We start from the raw sequence: 15,863 nt of genomic DNA, 5'->3' as shown, positions 1-15,863 counted from the left end.
CCCGGCTTGCGTATACTGCCTGAAAAACACGGCACGAGCAGTACCATGGCACGCAAGGCGCCCTCATCGCAAACGTCTCGGTCGCAGAAGGCCGAACCGCAGACGGTCAACATCCTGATTGTCGGCCAGAACGGACGGCTGGCCTACGAGGCGCTGTTGTTCGCCGCGTCGAAACAGGCGCGTTCCCAGAAGGACGGGTTCCGGCTGTTCGTGGCGGAACCGCAGCCGGGAGCGCTCTGGCCCAATGATCCGGGCATCAAGGATGGCGACATCCGCGCCGCTCTGATCGAGATGGGCGCGACCTTCCTGCCCTTCGAGAGCCGCCATTTCGGCCACGCCTACCCTTATGGCAACAAGATCGAGGCGCTGTTCGCCCTACCCGCAGGCGAGCCCTTCGTGTTCTTCGACACGGATACGCTGGTGCTGGATGACCTTGGCTCGGTGCCCTTCGATTTCGAGCGCCCCACGGCGTCGTTGCGGCGCGAGGGGACATGGCCGCAGCTGGAGCTGTACGGGCCGGGGTATGCGCAAATCTGGAAGTCGCTTTATGACCGGTTCGGGCTGGATTTCGAGTCGACATTGGACCTGTCGCATCCGGACGAGTATTGGCAGCGCTACCTGTATTTCAACGCCGGGTTCTTCTTCTACAAGTGTCCTAAGCTGTTCGGGCAGCGGTTCCTGGATTACGCTTTGGAAATCCGTGACGACGCGCCGAAAGAACTGGTGTGCCAGTCACTGGACCCCTGGCTGGACCAGGTCGCGCTGCCGCTCGTGATCCATTCCTTCGGCGGCGGGCGCGACACCCTGCCCGCCGGTTTGCTGGATGGCGAGGTGACCTGTCATTACCGCACGCTGCCCCTGCTCTACGCGCGCGAAAGCGACAAGGCGATCGAGGTGCTGGAGGAGATCTGCGCGCCGAACGCGGTCAAGAAGCTGCTGAAGCAGTACGATCCGTTCAAGCGGATGATCTACCAGAAGCGTGGCCAGAAGGTCCGCGCGCTGTTCGACCGCGAGGACCTGCCCCGGCGGGAGCAGGCGATCCGCAACACGATCAAGCGCGAAGGGTTCTGGATGCGCTGAGGGGTTCGGTTCGCCTGAGCGAACCGACCGGCGCGCCGCTGACGCGGCGCGCAAGAGTTCCGAAAAGTGGGGGCTCTGCCCCCGTCTCCCTGACGGGAGACTCCCCCGAGGGTATTTGGAAAACCAAAGAAGCAGCGGGCGGCGTTCCTACGGCTGCGGCGGATTTAAGTGGATATCAACTCTTTTTGCGCGACGGGCGGAGCGACTCGTGTTAGCGTCGAGGAACGCGACGGGAGATTTATCATGGCGGGTTCGATTTTGGTGCTGGTCGGCACCACCAAGGGATTGTTCATACTCCGCAAGACTGGGGGCGTCTGGCAGCAGACCGGGCCGCATTGTCATGGCTGGCCGATCAACCATGCGCTCGCAGTGGGGGACACGCTGCTGGCCTGTGGTGGCAATGAGTGGTTCGGTGCCGGGATCTGGCGGTCGACCGATGGTGGCGAGAGCTGGGAGGTCGTGAAGCTGGCCGACGGGCAGATGGACGAATGGGTGCGCAACGATCCCGAGACGGCGGCCATGCTGGGGGTGAAACCCTGCGCCGAGGTGGCGCCCTTCTCGGGCCGGGTGCAGGCGATGTGGTCGCTGGGGCGTGCGGGCGATACGCTCTATGCCGGGGCGAAGCCTGCGACGCTGTTTTCCTCGGGTGACGACGGGGTCAGTTGGCAGGCGGTGGAGAGCCTGACGGACCATCCCTCGGCGGACAGTTGGCAGCCGGGGGCCGTGGGGCTGACGCTGCACACCATCGTGGCGGCACCAGGCGATCCGTCGAAGCTGTGGCTCGGAATTTCCGCCGCCGGGGTCTTTGCCACCGAAGATGGCGGGGCAAGCTGGGAGCGGCGCAACCGGCTGTCCAATGCTGAAGCCTGCCAACATCACCACCCGGCGGGGCCGCGCGACGGGGATACCGGGCATTGCTTGCACAACATGGTGCGCGCGCCGGGGTCAGAGGATGTGCTCTACCAGCAGAACCATTGCGGAGTCTTCCGGTCGCGTGATGGCGGGCGGTCGTGGGATGACATCACGGCGGGGCTTCCCTCGACCTTCGGCTTTCCCGTCGCGGTGCACCCGACGAAGCCCGACACGCTCTGGACCCTGCCGCTGAATGGCGACACGCAGGGGCGGTATCCGCCCGAGGCTTCGGCGGCGGTCTGGCGGTCGCGCGATGGCGGTGACACCTGGGAGGCCTGCCGTGATGGGCTGCCGCAGGAGCATTGTTTCTTTACCGTGCTCCGGCAGGGCATGACCGTGGACCCGGAGGGCGGTGTCTATTTCGGGACGAACAGCGGGTCGGTCTTTGCCACTGCCGACGAGGGCGACAGCTGGCAGGAACTGGCGCAGCACCTTCCGACGGTGCTGTGTGTCGAGGCGGCACGCTGAGCGGGAACCTCAGCCGTCCCAAGGGGTTGGGACGGCATGGATCTATCACACGTCATTTCGAACATGCTGTTCCAGGGCTGGCAGGACATCCTGCGCACGGTCCTTGTCGGCATCCTCGGCTACACCGCCCTCGTCACCATGCTGCGGGTCTCGGGCAAGCGGACGCTGGCGAAACTCAACGCCTTTGACCTCGTGGTCACTGTGGCCATCGGGTCGGTTCTGGCAACGATCCTGTTGTCGGAGAGCGTTGCGCTGGCCGAGGGGATCACGGCGCTGCTTGTGCTGATCGGGATGCAGTGGTTGCTGGCGCGGGCGTCCATGGCCTCGGATCGCGTGGCACAGATCGTGCGATCGCAACCGCGCCTGCTGATGCACCGGGGCGAGATCATGCACGAGGCGTTGCACGACGAGCGCGTGCTGGAGGCGGAGCTGATGAAGGTCATCCGGGGGGCCTCGCCCGCTGATCCGGACAAGGTGGATTCGGTGATCCTCGAAACCGACGGCAGTTTCAGCGTGATCGGTCGCGGCAAGGACGGCACGCCATTGCATTTCGCCCGCGCCGGGCTCGATCTGCCCGCCCGCCCGACCTGATACCGGACGAATGCGGTCTGGCGCTTGCCGCCCGGTACACGCTCGCATACGGTCCCTGCGAATTGACCATATTCGAGGGAGGCATTCATGACCCAAGACCCCACCTACGGGTTCGACACACTGCAAATTCACGCCGGCGCACGGCCCGATCCGGCCACCGGCGCGCGGCAGACGCCGATTTACCAGACGACGGCCTATGTGTTCCGCGATGCCGAGCACGCGGCGGCGTTGTTCAACCTCCAGGAAGTCGGCTACATCTATTCCCGCCTGACCAACCCTACCGTGGCGGCACTGCAGGAACGTGTCGCGGTGCTCGAAGGCGGTGTCGGCGCGGTCTGCTGTTCCTCGGGGCACGCGGCGCAGATCATGGCGCTGTTCCCGCTGATGGCACCGGGGCGCAACGTGGTGGCCTCGTCGCGCCTGTATGGCGGCACGATCACGCAGTTCTCGCAGACCATCAAGCGCTTTGGCTGGTCGGCCAAGTTCGTCGATTTCGACGACCTCGACGCGGTGGCGGCGGCGATTGACGACGACACCCGCGCCGTGTTCTGCGAGAGCATCGCAAACCCGGGCGGCTATGTCACCGACCTCGACGCCATCGCGGGGATCGCCGACAAGGCGGGCATTCCGCTGATCGTCGACAACACCTCGGCCACGCCATACCTTTGCCGCCCGATCGAGCACGGGGCGACGCTGGTCGTGCATTCGATGACCAAGTACCTCACCGGCAACGGCACGGTGACCGGCGGCGTCGTGGTGGATTCGGGCAAGTTCGACTGGTCGGCCTCGGACAAGTTCCCCTCGCTCAGCGCGCCGGAACCCGCCTACCACGGGTTGAAGTTCCACGAGACCTTTGGCCCGCTGTCCTTCACCTTCCACGGCATTGCCATCGGTCTGCGCGACCTCGGCATGACACTGAACCCGCAGGCGGCGCATTACACGCTCTTGGGGATCGAGACGCTGTCGCTGCGGATGCAGAAGCACGTCCAGAACGCGACCGAAGTTGCCAAGTGGCTGGAAGGCCATGCCGCCGTCGAGGGCGTGACCTATGCCGGGCTGGAAAGCTCGCCCTACAACGACCGCGTTGCACGCATCTGCCCCCGTGGTGCGGGCGGGCTGTTCACCGTGGCGCTGAAAGGCGGCTACGAGGCCTGCGTCAAGTTCGTGGATTCGCTGGAGATCTTCAGCCACGTGGCGAACCTCGGCGACACCCGTAGCCTGGTGATCCACTCGGCCTCCACCACTCACCGCCAGCTGACGCCGGAACAGCAGGCGGCAGCGGGTGCTGCGCCGAACGTGGTGCGGATTTCCATCGGCATCGAAGACGCCAAGGATCTGATCGCCGATCTGGATCAGGCGCTGAACAAGGCCTCCGCCTGAATCCGCGCGTAGGTCGGGGTTAACCCCGACCTACCTCCCTGCCTGCCGTCATTGCAGGATTTCAAAGACCATCGTCACCTCGGCCCGCGTGGTGACCTCGCCCACGGCGACCGGCACGGCCTTGGCCTCGGGCGCGGCTTCCATCACCGGTTCCAGCATCCGCATCGTCGGCCCCTCGACCAGCGGTTCCGCCGTATCGTCAATCGAGATCACCCGCCCCACGCGCACGCCAGCCGCCTCGGCGAACAACTGCGCCTTCTCCATCGCGTCCTGCACCGCCGAGCGCCGCGCCTCGGCCCGCATCTCGGCGTCATCCTGCATTTCAAAGTTCAACCCGTTCAGACGGTTGGCCCCCTCGGTCAGCACCTTGCCCAGCACATCGCTCAGCAGGTCCATATCGCGCACGCGGACCTCGATGATGTTGCTGGCAGTGTAGCCGATGAAGACCTCGATATTGGTGTCGCGGTCCCAGCGGGTTTCCTCGTTCACCGACAGGCCGCGCGTCTGGATGTCCTTGTCCTCGATGCCCAACTCCTTGAGCCGGGCCATGATTCCCTCCAGCGCCGTGGTCGTGGCATTCATCGCCTCGACAGGGGTCTGCCCCTTGCCCTGCGCCCCCAGCGACACCTTGGCGAGGTCCGGCACCGCCACCACGCGCGCCTCGCCTGCGACCGTCATGCGCGCCATGTCCTCGGCCATTGCCGGACCAGCCAGCGCGACCGTCAGAATCATTGCCAGAATTCGCATTTCCAAGCTCCCGTTGTTGCTTGATATTTCGTTACACCCTCCCGCAGAAGGTTAATCCCGGCAATCCGCTGCGCGAGGTCTTTCTTTTCCTCGGCAAAGACTTGCCGTATACTCCCGGAAAAAGGGATTAACCCTCCCCCGAGCACGGCAGGACTGGTAAGACCCGCGCCATGGTATCGAATTTTGCGCTCGCCCTTTCGTTCGAAGGCATCACTCTTCTGCGTCGTATGGGGTCCTCCTGGGCCCGGATCGAAGAAGTGCCCATCGACCACGCCGACCTTGACGTCGCGGTTGTCGCCATGCGCGACCGCGCCGAAGCGCTCGACCCCAAGGGGGCCGAAGTCGCGCTCATCATTCCGAACGAACAGATCCGCTACATCGACCTGCCGTCGCTGGGCGGCGATGGATCGGCACGCGATGCGGCGATCCGCGCGGCCCTGGACGGGGCGACGCCCTATCCGCTGAACGCGCTCAGCTGGGATCACGTGGTGTCCGGCGGGCGTTTGCAGATCGCCGCCGTGGCCCATGAGACGCTGGAAGAGGCAGAGACCTTCGCCCGCGACCACGGCTTCACGCCCACCTGTCATATGGCCCGCGCCGATGCGGCGCAGTTCGACGGGCCGGTGTTCTTTGGCAAGGCCTCGGGCTGGAGGCGGTCGGTGGACCGTCCCGCCCGCCCGATCGAGATCGTGGCCGCCGATGCCGCCGCCCTTACCCCGGTGCAGCAAGTGCAGACGGTGCAGGCCCCCGACGACCTCCTGGCAGAGGTTCAGCCGCCGGTCGTAACCCCTGCCCCCAGCGCCCCTTCCATCCCGGAATCGGCCGCTGTTTCCCCGGAACCGGCTCAGTTCGCGCTGGAATTGCCGGAAATCGCGCTGGAAAAGCCGGATCTGTCCGAGCCCGAACCGGTCGTCTCCGAGGGCAGCTATGACGCGCCCGCCGAGCCCGCCGAGCCCACCCAGGGTGAAGCCGCCGCGCGTCGAGCGCATCCGGACGAGGATGTCGCCCCGGTCCCGGATCCCGAACCGGCGTTTACCCCGGAGCCCGAAGACCTCCACGCGCCCGAACCCGAACCCGAGCCCGAACCGGCTGTTTCCTTCGCCTCGACCCGCACCGCGCGGACGGACGGCGACTTGCCGCCCGCGCCCCGCCCCCTGCTGACCGAGACGCTGGAAACCACGCCGCTCAAACCGCGCTTCACCCCGCTGGCCACGCCAGAGGTACAAGACTCCGGCGAGCCGGCGACGGACCTGAAACCCGCGCCGCGCCCCTCGCCCGCCAGCATGTACGCAGCGCCGCTCAGGGACGAGACTACCGGGTTCAAGGCCGATGCAGCGCCGAAACCGCGTGCAATTCCTCCGGCGCCCAAACCGCCCGCGCAATCCGCCCCGGCGCCGCTGTCAGCCACCCCACCGGCACCGGCCTCCCGGCCCGTTCCGGCGGCCACGCGCCCCACGGGCGTGCCCTCGGCATCGGGCATTCCGCCGCTGGGCGCGGCAGATGTGACCGGACCGACCCCGGCGCTTGGCCCTGCCGTGCTTCCGGACCCGATTGCTGACGCGCAGACTCCGGCCCCATCGCTGGGCGCTGCGATGGCTCCCCCCCCGGACGCAGCAGCCCCTGCCGCACCGCCGTCCGGCCAGTCCGTATCCGCGGCCCCTGCCAAGGGCCGACGCCCCATGCGTCTGGGCCTGCGCCGCAAGTCCGCCAAGCCCGAGACCACCGAGGCAACGCCTCCCGCACCCAAGCGCACCGGCTCCGCTCCGGCCATCGCGCCGCGCGCGTCCGAGGCCGCGCCCCTGCCGGGCAACCCGAACCCGCTGACGCGGCTTGCCGCGCTGCGTCGCCCCGCCATTGCCGGGCCGGCGGCGATGACCGCCCTGCGCAACGCTCCAGCGGCCAAACCGCCTGCCGATCTCGTCCCGGATCTCGTGCCGCTTGCGCCCAGGCTGGACCCGAAACCGGATCTGATCCCGGAGGTCATCGCCCCGGTCGCGCCCGCTGCCAAAGTCGCCGCGCCTTTGTCCGAAGCCCCGATGGTCGCCCCGGCAAAGGCGCCAGCACTGGCACCGGAAACCGCGCCCCTGACCTCTCCGAAGGTTCCCACGGCCAAGCCGGCGGTGACGAAGTCCAGGCCCGCAAAAGCTGCGCCGCAGGACGAACTCGAGAAGATGACCGTCTTCGGAGCCCGCAAGGCCCAGGCGGCCCCGGCACGGCCGCGCTACCTTGGTCTGTTGCTGACAGTCCTGCTCGTGCTGTTCATGCTCGGCGTCGGCGCGTGGTCGGCCCTGTTCACGGAAAACGGCTTCGCAGGTCTCTTCGGCAGCTCGGACGACACGACCGTCGCCTCGGTCGAGACACCGACGCCGGTGGAGGACGTGCAACTCCTGCCGCCCGAGACCCTCCCCGAACCCGGCACAGACACAGCCGTTCCGGAGGATGTCGCGGTCGCCACCACACCCGAACCCGACCCCGCGCCCGTCGCAGTCATCCCCCCGGCGCCGCCCGAAGGCGCCTATACCCTGACGCCCGAGGAGGCCGACGCCACCTATGCCGCCACCGGCATCTGGCAACGCGCGCCCGCCGCGCCGCTGACGCCTCCGACCGATGGCGTCGATGACGTCTACGTGGCCTCGATCGACCCCTCCGTGCGCGAACTTGACGCCGTGGCCCTGCCCGTCTCGCCCAACCCGGCAGCCGAGGCCATCCTGGACGATCCCGGTCTTCCGCCCCCGGCGGGCATGACCTTTGACATCGACCCGCGCGGCGTTGTTCGCGCCACGCCCGAAGGCGCGCTGACCCCGGACGGTCTGCGCGTCTATGCAGGTCTGCCGCCGGTGATCCCGCCGTTGCGCAACGCACCGGCCGCCCAGCCCGCCGTGGCCACGCCTCCGGCGTCCCAGGCCCAGCCCCAGCCGGAAACGCCCGCCGCCCCCATCGAGGACGGCGCCGCTGCAACCGGGACCGAGGTGACGCCCGCGCCCGCACCTGCACGGAACAACCCGTTGCAAAACGTCCGCCCCGAGGCTCGCCCCGACGACGTGGTCGAACAGCAGGAACGCGCCACGTTGCGCGGGATCTCGCGAGATGAACTCGCCGGGTTCCGTCCGCAGCGCCGCCCGCAGACCGCACAGGAACAGGCCGTCGAGGAACAGCCCGCCGCTCCGGCGACCGCTCAGGCCGTGCGCAACTCGCTCGAACCCGTCGGCCGTCCGCGCAACATGGAAGCCATCGTCAAGCAGGCCGAGATCACCCCGGCCCCTGAACCGGTGCAAACCGCCGCAGCCGCGACTGTCACGCCACGCACCGTGCAGCCCTCCGTGCCCTCCTCCGCCTCGGTCGCCGCGTCTGCGACGGTGCGCAACGCGATCAACCTCAACAAGATCAACCTGATTGGGGTCTACGGCACGCCGTCGAACCGCCGCGCGCTGGTGCGCCTTGCCTCGGGCAAATACCTGAAGGTCAAGGTGGGCGACAAAATCGACGGCGGCAAGGTCGCAGCCATCGGTGAATCCGAACTGCGCTACGTCAAGGGCGGGCGGAACGTCACCCTGCAAATGCCGCGCGGCTGACGCGCGTCATCCCGGGACAGTCCTTTTAACGGAGCGCCCGCAAAGTCTTCGACGAAGACTTTGCGGCGCCAAGATTTCTCGGACGAGAAATCTTGGCCCTTACTCCGCGGCAATCTCTCCGCTCTCGATCTGCTCGCGTTCGATCGACTCGAACAGCGCCTTGAAATTCCCCTCGCCAAAGCCGTCATCGCCCTTGCGCTGGATGAATTCAAAGAAGATCGGCCCGATCACCGTCTTCGAGAAGATTTGCAACAGGATCTTTGTTTCGCCGCCATCGACCACGCCCTCGCCGTCGATCAGGATGCCGTGTTTCTTCATCCGTTCCACCGGCTCATCATGTCCCGACACCCGGTCAAAGGACATGTCGTAATAGGCATCCGGCGGCCCCGGCATGAAGGTCACGCCATTCTCGGCAATGGCATCCGTCGCAGCGTAGATGTCGCGTGCGCCCACCGCGATGTGCTGAATGCCTTCGCCCTTGTACTTCTTCAGATACGCGACGATCTGCCCGGTCTCTCCACGATCCTCGTTGATCGGGATCCGGATGCGACCACAGGGCGAGGTCAGCGCGCGGCTGAACAGGCCGGTGTATTTGCCCTGAATGTCAAAGAACCGGATCTCGCGGAAGTTGAAGAGCTTGCCGTAAAACTGGAACCACTTGTCCATGTTCCCACGGAACACGTTGTGCGTCAGGTGATCCAGGTAATAAAAGCCCACGCCGCGCGGCTTGGACTGCTCGATCCATTGGAATTCGGCGTTGTAGGGCGAGGTGTCGTAATACTGGTCGGTGAAATACAGCAGCGACCCGCCTATCCCCTTGATCGCGGGCCAATCCACCGTCTTGTCCGCCCCCTCGTATGGCTCGGCACCCTGCGCCACCGCGTGGTCGAACGCCTTCTGCGCATCCACCACCCGCCAGGCCATCGACGGCGCACAGGGGCCGTGCTCCTCGACAAACCGCGCGGCAAAGCTGTCCGGATCGGCGTTCAGCACGTAGGTGATGTCGCCCTGCTGCCAAAGCTCTACCGGCTTCGAACGGTGGTTCGCCACATGCACATAGCCGATGCGACGGAACAGGCTGCGCAGTTCCTCGGGCTCCGGATGGGCAAATTCGACGAACTCGAAGCCGTCCGTCCCGGCCGGGTTCTCCTCGGAGATCACCGATTGCGGTGCATCGTGCGGAAACGGTCCCATGTCATTCTCCTCTGCGCGTAAAGATCTGCGCGAAGGGTAGCTTTACTGACACGCGATTTGCGCGCATTCTGGGGTCGCATCCGCTGATAAACGCGCACATGCCGCGCGATTGAGAGAAATGACGCAGGAAACCCGCACACCGCTCGACGCGACGGATACGGCCCTTCTGGACCGTCTGCAACGCAACGGCACCGCCACCGCGCAGGATCTGGGCGAGGCGCTGAACCTCTCCGCCAGCCAGGCCGGACGCCGTCGTCAGCGGCTGGAGGACAATGGCACGATCACCGGCTACCGGGCCACCATCGACCCCGAGCGCATCGGCCTGCATGTGCAGGCCTTCATCCAGGTCCAGCTTGCGCGCCACGGCACGACGCAGGGCAACGACTTCAACCGCCTGCTGCGCACCCGCCCCGAAATCACCTCGGCCTGGACCATGACCGGCGAGGCCGATTACCTTCTGCGTGTCTGGTGCCCCGATCTGCCCGCGCTCAACCGCCTGATTCACGAGGTGCTTCTGGCCCATCCCACCGTGGCCCGCGTGCATTCTCAGATCGTCATGGATCAACCCAAGGCTGATGCCCCCCTGCCGGTGCTCTGAGCCGTTTCAAACCATATTGACGGAATCGCAAACCGCTCCTACATGCGCGCAGGCCGCGCGATCTGCGCGGAACGTGTCCCCCGCCGCGGACCTGCCAAGAGGCACCAGCGGGCCCTTTGAAAGACTGTTGAATGACCGGGGTCCTTCTCTCGTCCGGCGACCTCGCGGCTGACCGCCGCGCCGCCTTTGCCGAATCCATGGCGCATCTGGGCGACTTGCCCGCCGCCGTCGAAATCCTGCAACAGGCGCTGGCACTGGCCCCCAACTGGCACGCAGGGTGGTTCCGCATGGGCGAATACCTGAAGGCCGCGGGCGCGCTGGACGAGGCCGCCGAGGCCTGGGGCCGCGCGATCGAGGCTGATCCTTCGGACCCGCTGGGCGCCAGCATCAACCGCGACCTGATCCGCCCGCAACCGATCTCCGAATCCATGCCCTCGGCCTTTGTCGAGATGCTGTTCGATCAATATGCCCCGCGATTCGAGACCTCACTGTGTGACAAGCTGGAGTATCGCGGGCCGGAATTGCTTCTGGAGGCGATGCAGGCCAGTGGTCTGACGCAGGTTGCGCGGGCGCTGGATCTGGGCTGTGGCACGGGCTTGATGGGGGCGCTGCTGCGCCCTTACGTGGATCACCTCGAAGGCTGCGACATCTCGCAGGGGATGTTGTCCGAGGCCGCCGCGAAGGGTGATTACGATACGCTGGAGAAACGCGATATCGCCACGATGGAGCGGACGCCGGACGCTTGGGACCTGATCGTGGCAGCGGATGTCTTCATCTACCTCGGCGCGCTGGAGCAGGTCATCGGCTGGTGCGTCGACGCGCTGCGCCCCGGTGGGATGCTGGCCTTTACCATCGAGCTTGGCGATGCGCCGGTGCGCCTGCGCGAAACCCGGCGGTTTGCGCATTCGCTGTCGTATATCGAGGGACTGCTGGCCGACGCGGGCTTTGGGTCGGTGTCGCTGAGCAAGGCGGTTCTGCGCAAGGATCGCGGCGCGGATGTGCACAGTCTGATCGTGACGGCGCGTCGGGCGTCGCTGCCGCTTGAGCGGTCAGGCGACGAGGAAATGGCGCTGGCGGGCTGAGGCCGGATCGTCGTGAAGTTTCGCCTTGCCTGCGGCACGGCGACCCGCGCGGGACCTGCGGCCCCGCGCAACGCGGGCTGCGCCCGCGCCGGGGCTCTGCCCCGGTCTCCCTTCGGTCGACTCCCCGAGGGTATTTGGAAAACCAAAGAAGCAGGGGCGGAGGCCCTCGCCCTGCGTGGTTTCGAGGGCGAGATCAGAACGGGATGTCGTCGGCGGCACAGAGGAAGCGGGCGACGACCTTTTTCGTACCCGCTTTTTCGAACGCGACTTCCAGCTTGTCGCCCTCGATGCCGATGACGCTGCCGTAGCCAAACTTCTGGTGGAACACGCGTTCGCCCATGTCAAAGGCCGAGACCGCGGTGAGGTCGATCACCTGCCCCTTGGCCTCGCGCGGCTGGCTGACGGGGCGGTCCTGACTGCGCGATTGCAGGCGCCGCCAGCCGGGTGAATTGTAGACGTTGGCCTCGGCCACGCGGGTTTCGAGGTTGGATTTGACGCCGCCGAAGCCGCCCATCGGGGCCGCTGCGCCGTAGCCGCCGCCATAAAGGCCCGGGGGCGTCAGCACGTCGACGTGGTCCTCGGGGAGTTCGTCGATGAAACGGGACGGCATCTGGGATTGCCACTGCCCGAACACGCGCCGGTTGCCCGCAAAGCTGATGGTGCAGACCTCTTCGGCCCGCGTAATCCCGACGTAAGCCAGACGTCGCTCTTCCTCGAGGCCCTTCACGCCGCTTTCATCCATGGAGCGCTGCGACGGGAACAGCCCATCCTCCCAGCCCGGCAGGAAGACCACCGGGAATTCCAGCCCCTTCGCCGCGTGCAGGGTCATGATGGAAACCTTGGCGCCGTGATCGTCGGATTCGTTGTCCATCACGAGGCTCACGTGTTCTAGGAACCCTTGCAGGTTCTCGAAGTTTTCCAAGGCCTTGACCAGTTCCTTGAGGTTTTCGAGGCGACCCGGAGCCTCGGGCGTCTTGTCGTTTTGCCACATCTCCGTGTAGCCGGATTCATCAAGGATGATCTGCGCCAGTTCGACGTGGGAGATTTCCGGGCGATCAGCTGGGCGGTTCAGGTCCTCCAGCACCGCGTCGTCGCCTTCGACGGGGACCGTTGCCCGCGTCATCCGCCCCCAACGCGCCAGATCGGTGATCAGACGGCCCAGCGCCTGCGCGCCCTTGCCCTTGATCTCGCCCATTTCGATCGCAATCGCCGCGCCGTCCACCAGCGGCACACCGTTGGCGCGGGCGATGCGCTGGATGGTCTGCTGCGCCTTGTCGCCAAGGCCGCGTTTCGGCGTGTTGACGATCCGTTCAAAAGCAAGGTCATCAGAGGGCGAGACAACCATGCGGAAATACGCCATGGCATCGCGGATCTCCAACCGCTCGTAGAAGCGCGGGCCGCCAATGACGCGGTACGGCAGGCCGATGGTCAGGAAGCGGTCCTCGAAAGCGCGCATCTGGTGCGAAGCGCGCACCAAAATCGCCATTTCGTCGAGAGAATACCCACGCATTCCGCGTGTCCCGCTCTGCATCGCCTCGATTTCCTCGCCGACCCAGCGCGCCTCTTCCTCGCCGTCCCAGTGACCGATCAGGCGGACCTTCTCGCCCTCCTGCGCCTCGGTCCACAGCTCCTTGCCCAGACGGTTGGCATTGCCCCGGATCACCCCCGAAGCCGCCGCAAGGATATGCGGGGTCGAGCGGTAGTTCTGTTCCAGCCGCACCACATGCGCGCCGGGAAAATCCTTTTCGAACCGCAGGATATTGCCCACCTCGGCGCCGCGCCAGCCGTAGATCGACTGGTCGTCGTCCCCCACGCAACAGATGTTCTTGTGCGCCGAGGCCAGAAGCCGCAGCCAGAGGTACTGCGCCACGTTGGTGTCCTGATACTCGTCCACAAGGATGTATCGGAACCAGCGCTGGTACTGTTCCAGAACGTCGGGATGTTCCTGGAAGATCACCACCATGTGCAACAGCAGATCGCCGAAGTCGCAGGCGTTTAGCTCCTTCAGGCGGGCCTGATATTCCGCGTACAGACGCGGCCCGGCGTGGTTATACGCCCCGGCATCGGCGGCGGGCACACGATCCGGCGTCAGCGCGCGGTTCTTCCAGTCGTCGATGATATTCGCCAGCATCCGCGCGGGCCAGCGCTTGTCGTCGATGCCATGCGCCTGCACCAGCTGTTTCAACAGCCGCAACTGGTCGTCCGTATCGAGAATGGTGAAGTTCGATTTCAGCCCCACCAGTTCCGCGTGCCGCCGCAGCAGTTTCACGCAGATCGAGTGAAAGGTGCCCATCCAGGGCATGCCCTCGACCACCTGCCCCAGCATGTTGCCGACACGATTCTTCATCTCACGCGCGGCCTTGTTGGTGAAGGTCACGGACAGGATCTCGTTCGGGCGGGCGCGGCCGGTGTTCAGCAGATGCACCACGCGCGCCGTCAACGCCTTCGTCTTGCCGGTGCCAGCGCCCGCCAGCATCAGAACCGGACCGTCAAGGCATTCCACCGCCTCGCGCTGTGCCGGGTTCAACTCGTCGAGATAAGGCATGGGCCGGGCGGCCATCGCGCGCGCGGACAGCGAAGAAGCCTCGAAGGCGTCGAATTCGTCGAAACTGCTCATCCCCGCAATCTAGCGGGTCGCGCGGCAAAGGAAAAGATGCGTTCGCCTTATGTTCCGAAGGCGGCGGGAGCGGTTTGCCCCCGCATCCCCTACGCCTCCGAAGTTCTCATTCCGTCAGGCCGACATCAACGCCCCGGCGGTCACCCCCAACCTGCGGCGCGAGCTTTGAAAGATCGGCTGACCGTCATCGACAGGCGCTGCGGGCGCGGCCTGCGGGAAGGGCACCGGCTCTGCCGACGGGCGCTGTTGCGGCGCATAATGCACAGGCTCGGCAGGGCGCAGCGTCGGGTATGGCGCCGGATCGTCATAGCTGGGTCGCGGCTGGACCACGGGCCGATGTACGGGCTGCACAGGCTGCGCAGCCGGCCGAGGCGCTGCCACCGACTGAACCGCCGCGCGTGGTGCCGGAGTCACTGTCTGGCCTGCCGTCTGAGCCGTCTTCTGAGCCGCAGGCGCCGCGACCATGCGCACCGTTTGCGGTTCCAGGTGGACGGTTTGCCCGGACAGCTGCGCCTCCTTCTGCGGCGCCGGAACCTGCGACTGGCTTTGTGTCTGCGGCATGGAGACGACTCGCGCTGTCGTAGCCGGAGCCACCTGACGCGGTTGCTGCTGGACACTGGCCTGTTGCTGCACGCGCGCTGGGTGCTGGACCCGGTCAGGCTGCTGCACCCGGGCTGGCTGGACCGAGGGTGCCAGGGGTTGCGCCCGCAGCACCGTTGCCTGTGGAGCGCGGCGCGGCGTGGCCTTCACGGTCGCCTCGGCCTGCGCGGCCCGCACCTGCGCGGCATGTTCCAGCGCCCGCTGCCGCGCCAGCGCCCGCGCCTGCTCCATCCGTTCCGCGGCGGCGGCGGCACGTTCTTCGGCGGCCAGACGGTCCGCCTCTGCCGCACGCTGGGCAGCCAGTGCCGGATGCACTTTCAACGCCGGATAGCTGTCCGACCGCTGCGCGACAGGGGATTGCGGCGCGCTCGCGACCTCTGGCGTCCGCCCTGAAGCCGACGCTGGCGCTGTCTGGGCATGCACCCGTGCCTTTGCTTCCAACACCGATTCCGTACGCATCGGAGGCGCCACGACATCCTCCACCTGTTTCGCAACCGGGGTGTCCGTCTGTGCCGCAGGTCCAGGCACCTCTGCCGCCCTCCCAGAAATGGAACCCGGCATGGTCCCCGACACCGCACCCGTCATGGCGGCCTTTACCACGCGCGCCACGACGGTCGGGTCGCTCTGATCCTCCATCACCGCATGCAAGGACCCCAACCGCTGCGACCAGAGGTCCGTCGCCGTCGCCACGCGATTGGACAGCATCAATGTCATCACCTTCGGATTGCGCCGCTCCGCCATGGTCACGAGGTCCCCAAGGTATTGCCCCGCCGTCACCTCGTCGATCAGCAGGACATCGACCATCGCCCGCTTCAGGCAGCACTGCGCGACCGACAGATTGCCCGACCCCGTGACGTGGATACCCGCCTCCAGAAAGGCGATCTGCAAACGGTCCAGGCGGTCCGAATGGCTGTCCAGTAGCATGGCGTGCATGGCGCTCTCCTTAACATTTGGGCGGGGCAACTTCCGGGGCGAGACTGATCGAAGGCGCTTAAAATATGTTGAACAGTTGAAGCGAATGC

General features: G+C 66.3%; 11 protein-coding genes. 7 read left to right on the top strand and 4 right to left on the bottom strand.

Annotated features, from left to right (window positions below):
- Positions 1-45 precede the first annotated feature (45 nt).
- The 4 genes from ACP16H_RS15080 (at position 46) to ACP16H_RS15065 (ending at position 4,431) form a co-directional block, all read left to right on the top strand.
- Entirely contained in the window at positions 46-1,080 is a 1,035-nt protein-coding gene (locus ACP16H_RS15080; protein WP_425073070.1) for a hypothetical protein, read from the top strand.
- A 243-nt stretch (positions 1,081-1,323) separates the two neighbouring features.
- Entirely contained in the window at positions 1,324-2,460 is a 1,137-nt protein-coding gene (locus ACP16H_RS15075) for a WD40/YVTN/BNR-like repeat-containing protein (RefSeq protein WP_425073069.1), read from the top strand.
- Between the two features lie 36 nt (positions 2,461-2,496).
- The gene (locus ACP16H_RS15070) at positions 2,497-3,051 is read left to right on the top strand and encodes a DUF421 domain-containing protein (RefSeq protein ID WP_425073068.1); all 555 of its coding nucleotides are present in this window, start codon (positions 2,497-2,499) and stop codon (positions 3,049-3,051) included.
- Positions 3,052-3,138: 87 nt separating this feature from the next.
- Positions 3,139-4,431, top strand: a complete 1,293-nt coding sequence (locus ACP16H_RS15065) for an O-acetylhomoserine aminocarboxypropyltransferase/cysteine synthase family protein (RefSeq protein WP_425073067.1) — start codon at positions 3,139-3,141, stop codon at positions 4,429-4,431.
- A gap of 48 nt (positions 4,432-4,479) precedes the next feature.
- Here ACP16H_RS15065 and ACP16H_RS15060 read toward each other — a convergent pair whose 3' ends face one another.
- The gene (locus ACP16H_RS15060; RefSeq protein ID WP_425073066.1) at positions 4,480-5,178 is read right to left on the bottom strand and encodes an SIMPL domain-containing protein; all 699 of its coding nucleotides are present in this window, start codon (positions 5,176-5,178) and stop codon (positions 4,480-4,482) included.
- Positions 5,179-5,348: 170 nt separating this feature from the next.
- Here ACP16H_RS15060 and ACP16H_RS15055 point away from each other — a divergent pair, with 170 nt between their 5' ends.
- Positions 5,349-8,750, top strand: a complete 3,402-nt coding sequence (locus ACP16H_RS15055) for a hypothetical protein (protein ID WP_425073065.1) — start codon at positions 5,349-5,351, stop codon at positions 8,748-8,750.
- A 99-nt stretch (positions 8,751-8,849) separates the two neighbouring features.
- On the opposite strand, the gene hppD is transcribed toward ACP16H_RS15055, so the two are convergent.
- Complete coding sequence (gene hppD / locus ACP16H_RS15050; protein ID WP_425073064.1) at positions 8,850-9,944, bottom strand: 4-hydroxyphenylpyruvate dioxygenase; 1,095 nt, start codon at positions 9,942-9,944, stop codon at positions 8,850-8,852.
- A gap of 118 nt (positions 9,945-10,062) precedes the next feature.
- Between hppD and ACP16H_RS15045 the strand changes: the two genes are divergently transcribed.
- Together ACP16H_RS15045 and ACP16H_RS15040 are read left to right on the top strand one after the other, a co-directional pair.
- Positions 10,063-10,542 (top strand): Lrp/AsnC family transcriptional regulator, encoded by a 480-nt coding sequence (locus tag ACP16H_RS15045; RefSeq protein ID WP_425073063.1) that lies wholly within the window; start codon positions 10,063-10,065, stop codon positions 10,540-10,542.
- A 131-nt stretch (positions 10,543-10,673) separates the two neighbouring features.
- On the top strand, positions 10,674-11,624 hold the full coding sequence (locus ACP16H_RS15040) for a methyltransferase (RefSeq protein WP_425073062.1): 951 nt from the start codon (positions 10,674-10,676) through the stop codon (positions 11,622-11,624).
- A 193-nt stretch (positions 11,625-11,817) separates the two neighbouring features.
- Here the strand turns inward: ACP16H_RS15040 and ACP16H_RS15035 are convergent, their stop codons facing one another.
- Complete coding sequence (locus ACP16H_RS15035; protein ID WP_425073061.1) at positions 11,818-14,241, bottom strand: ATP-dependent helicase; 2,424 nt, start codon at positions 14,239-14,241, stop codon at positions 11,818-11,820.
- Positions 14,242-14,355: 114 nt separating this feature from the next.
- Positions 14,356-15,774, bottom strand: a complete 1,419-nt coding sequence (locus tag ACP16H_RS15030) for a hypothetical protein (RefSeq protein ID WP_425073060.1) — start codon at positions 15,772-15,774, stop codon at positions 14,356-14,358.
- Positions 15,775-15,863: the final 89 nt, after the last annotated feature.

The sequence above is a fragment of the Sagittula sp. S175 genome, from assembly GCF_049800975.1.
GTDB lineage: Bacteria > Pseudomonadota > Alphaproteobacteria > Rhodobacterales > Rhodobacteraceae > Sagittula.
This window is presented reverse-complemented; position numbering and strand designations above follow the sequence as displayed.

Coding starts and splice junctions, on each gene's coding strand:
- ACP16H_RS15080 (WP_425073070.1), top strand. CDS start 46: ATGGCACGCAAGGCGCCCTCATCGCAAACGTCTCGGTCGCAGAAGGCC.
- ACP16H_RS15075 (WP_425073069.1), top strand. CDS start 1,324: ATGGCGGGTTCGATTTTGGTGCTGGTCGGCACCACCAAGGGATTGTTC.
- ACP16H_RS15070 (WP_425073068.1), top strand. CDS start 2,497: ATGGATCTATCACACGTCATTTCGAACATGCTGTTCCAGGGCTGGCAG.
- ACP16H_RS15065 (WP_425073067.1), top strand. CDS start 3,139: ATGACCCAAGACCCCACCTACGGGTTCGACACACTGCAAATTCACGCC.
- ACP16H_RS15060 (WP_425073066.1), bottom strand. CDS start 5,178: ATGCGAATTCTGGCAATGATTCTGACGGTCGCGCTGGCTGGTCCGGCA.
- ACP16H_RS15055 (WP_425073065.1), top strand. CDS start 5,349: ATGGTATCGAATTTTGCGCTCGCCCTTTCGTTCGAAGGCATCACTCTT.
- hppD (WP_425073064.1), bottom strand. CDS start 9,944: ATGGGACCGTTTCCGCACGATGCACCGCAATCGGTGATCTCCGAGGAG.
- ACP16H_RS15045 (WP_425073063.1), top strand. CDS start 10,063: ATGACGCAGGAAACCCGCACACCGCTCGACGCGACGGATACGGCCCTT.
- ACP16H_RS15040 (WP_425073062.1), top strand. CDS start 10,674: ATGACCGGGGTCCTTCTCTCGTCCGGCGACCTCGCGGCTGACCGCCGC.
- ACP16H_RS15035 (WP_425073061.1), bottom strand. CDS start 14,241: ATGAGCAGTTTCGACGAATTCGACGCCTTCGAGGCTTCTTCGCTGTCC.
- ACP16H_RS15030 (WP_425073060.1), bottom strand. CDS start 15,774: ATGCACGCCATGCTACTGGACAGCCATTCGGACCGCCTGGACCGTTTG.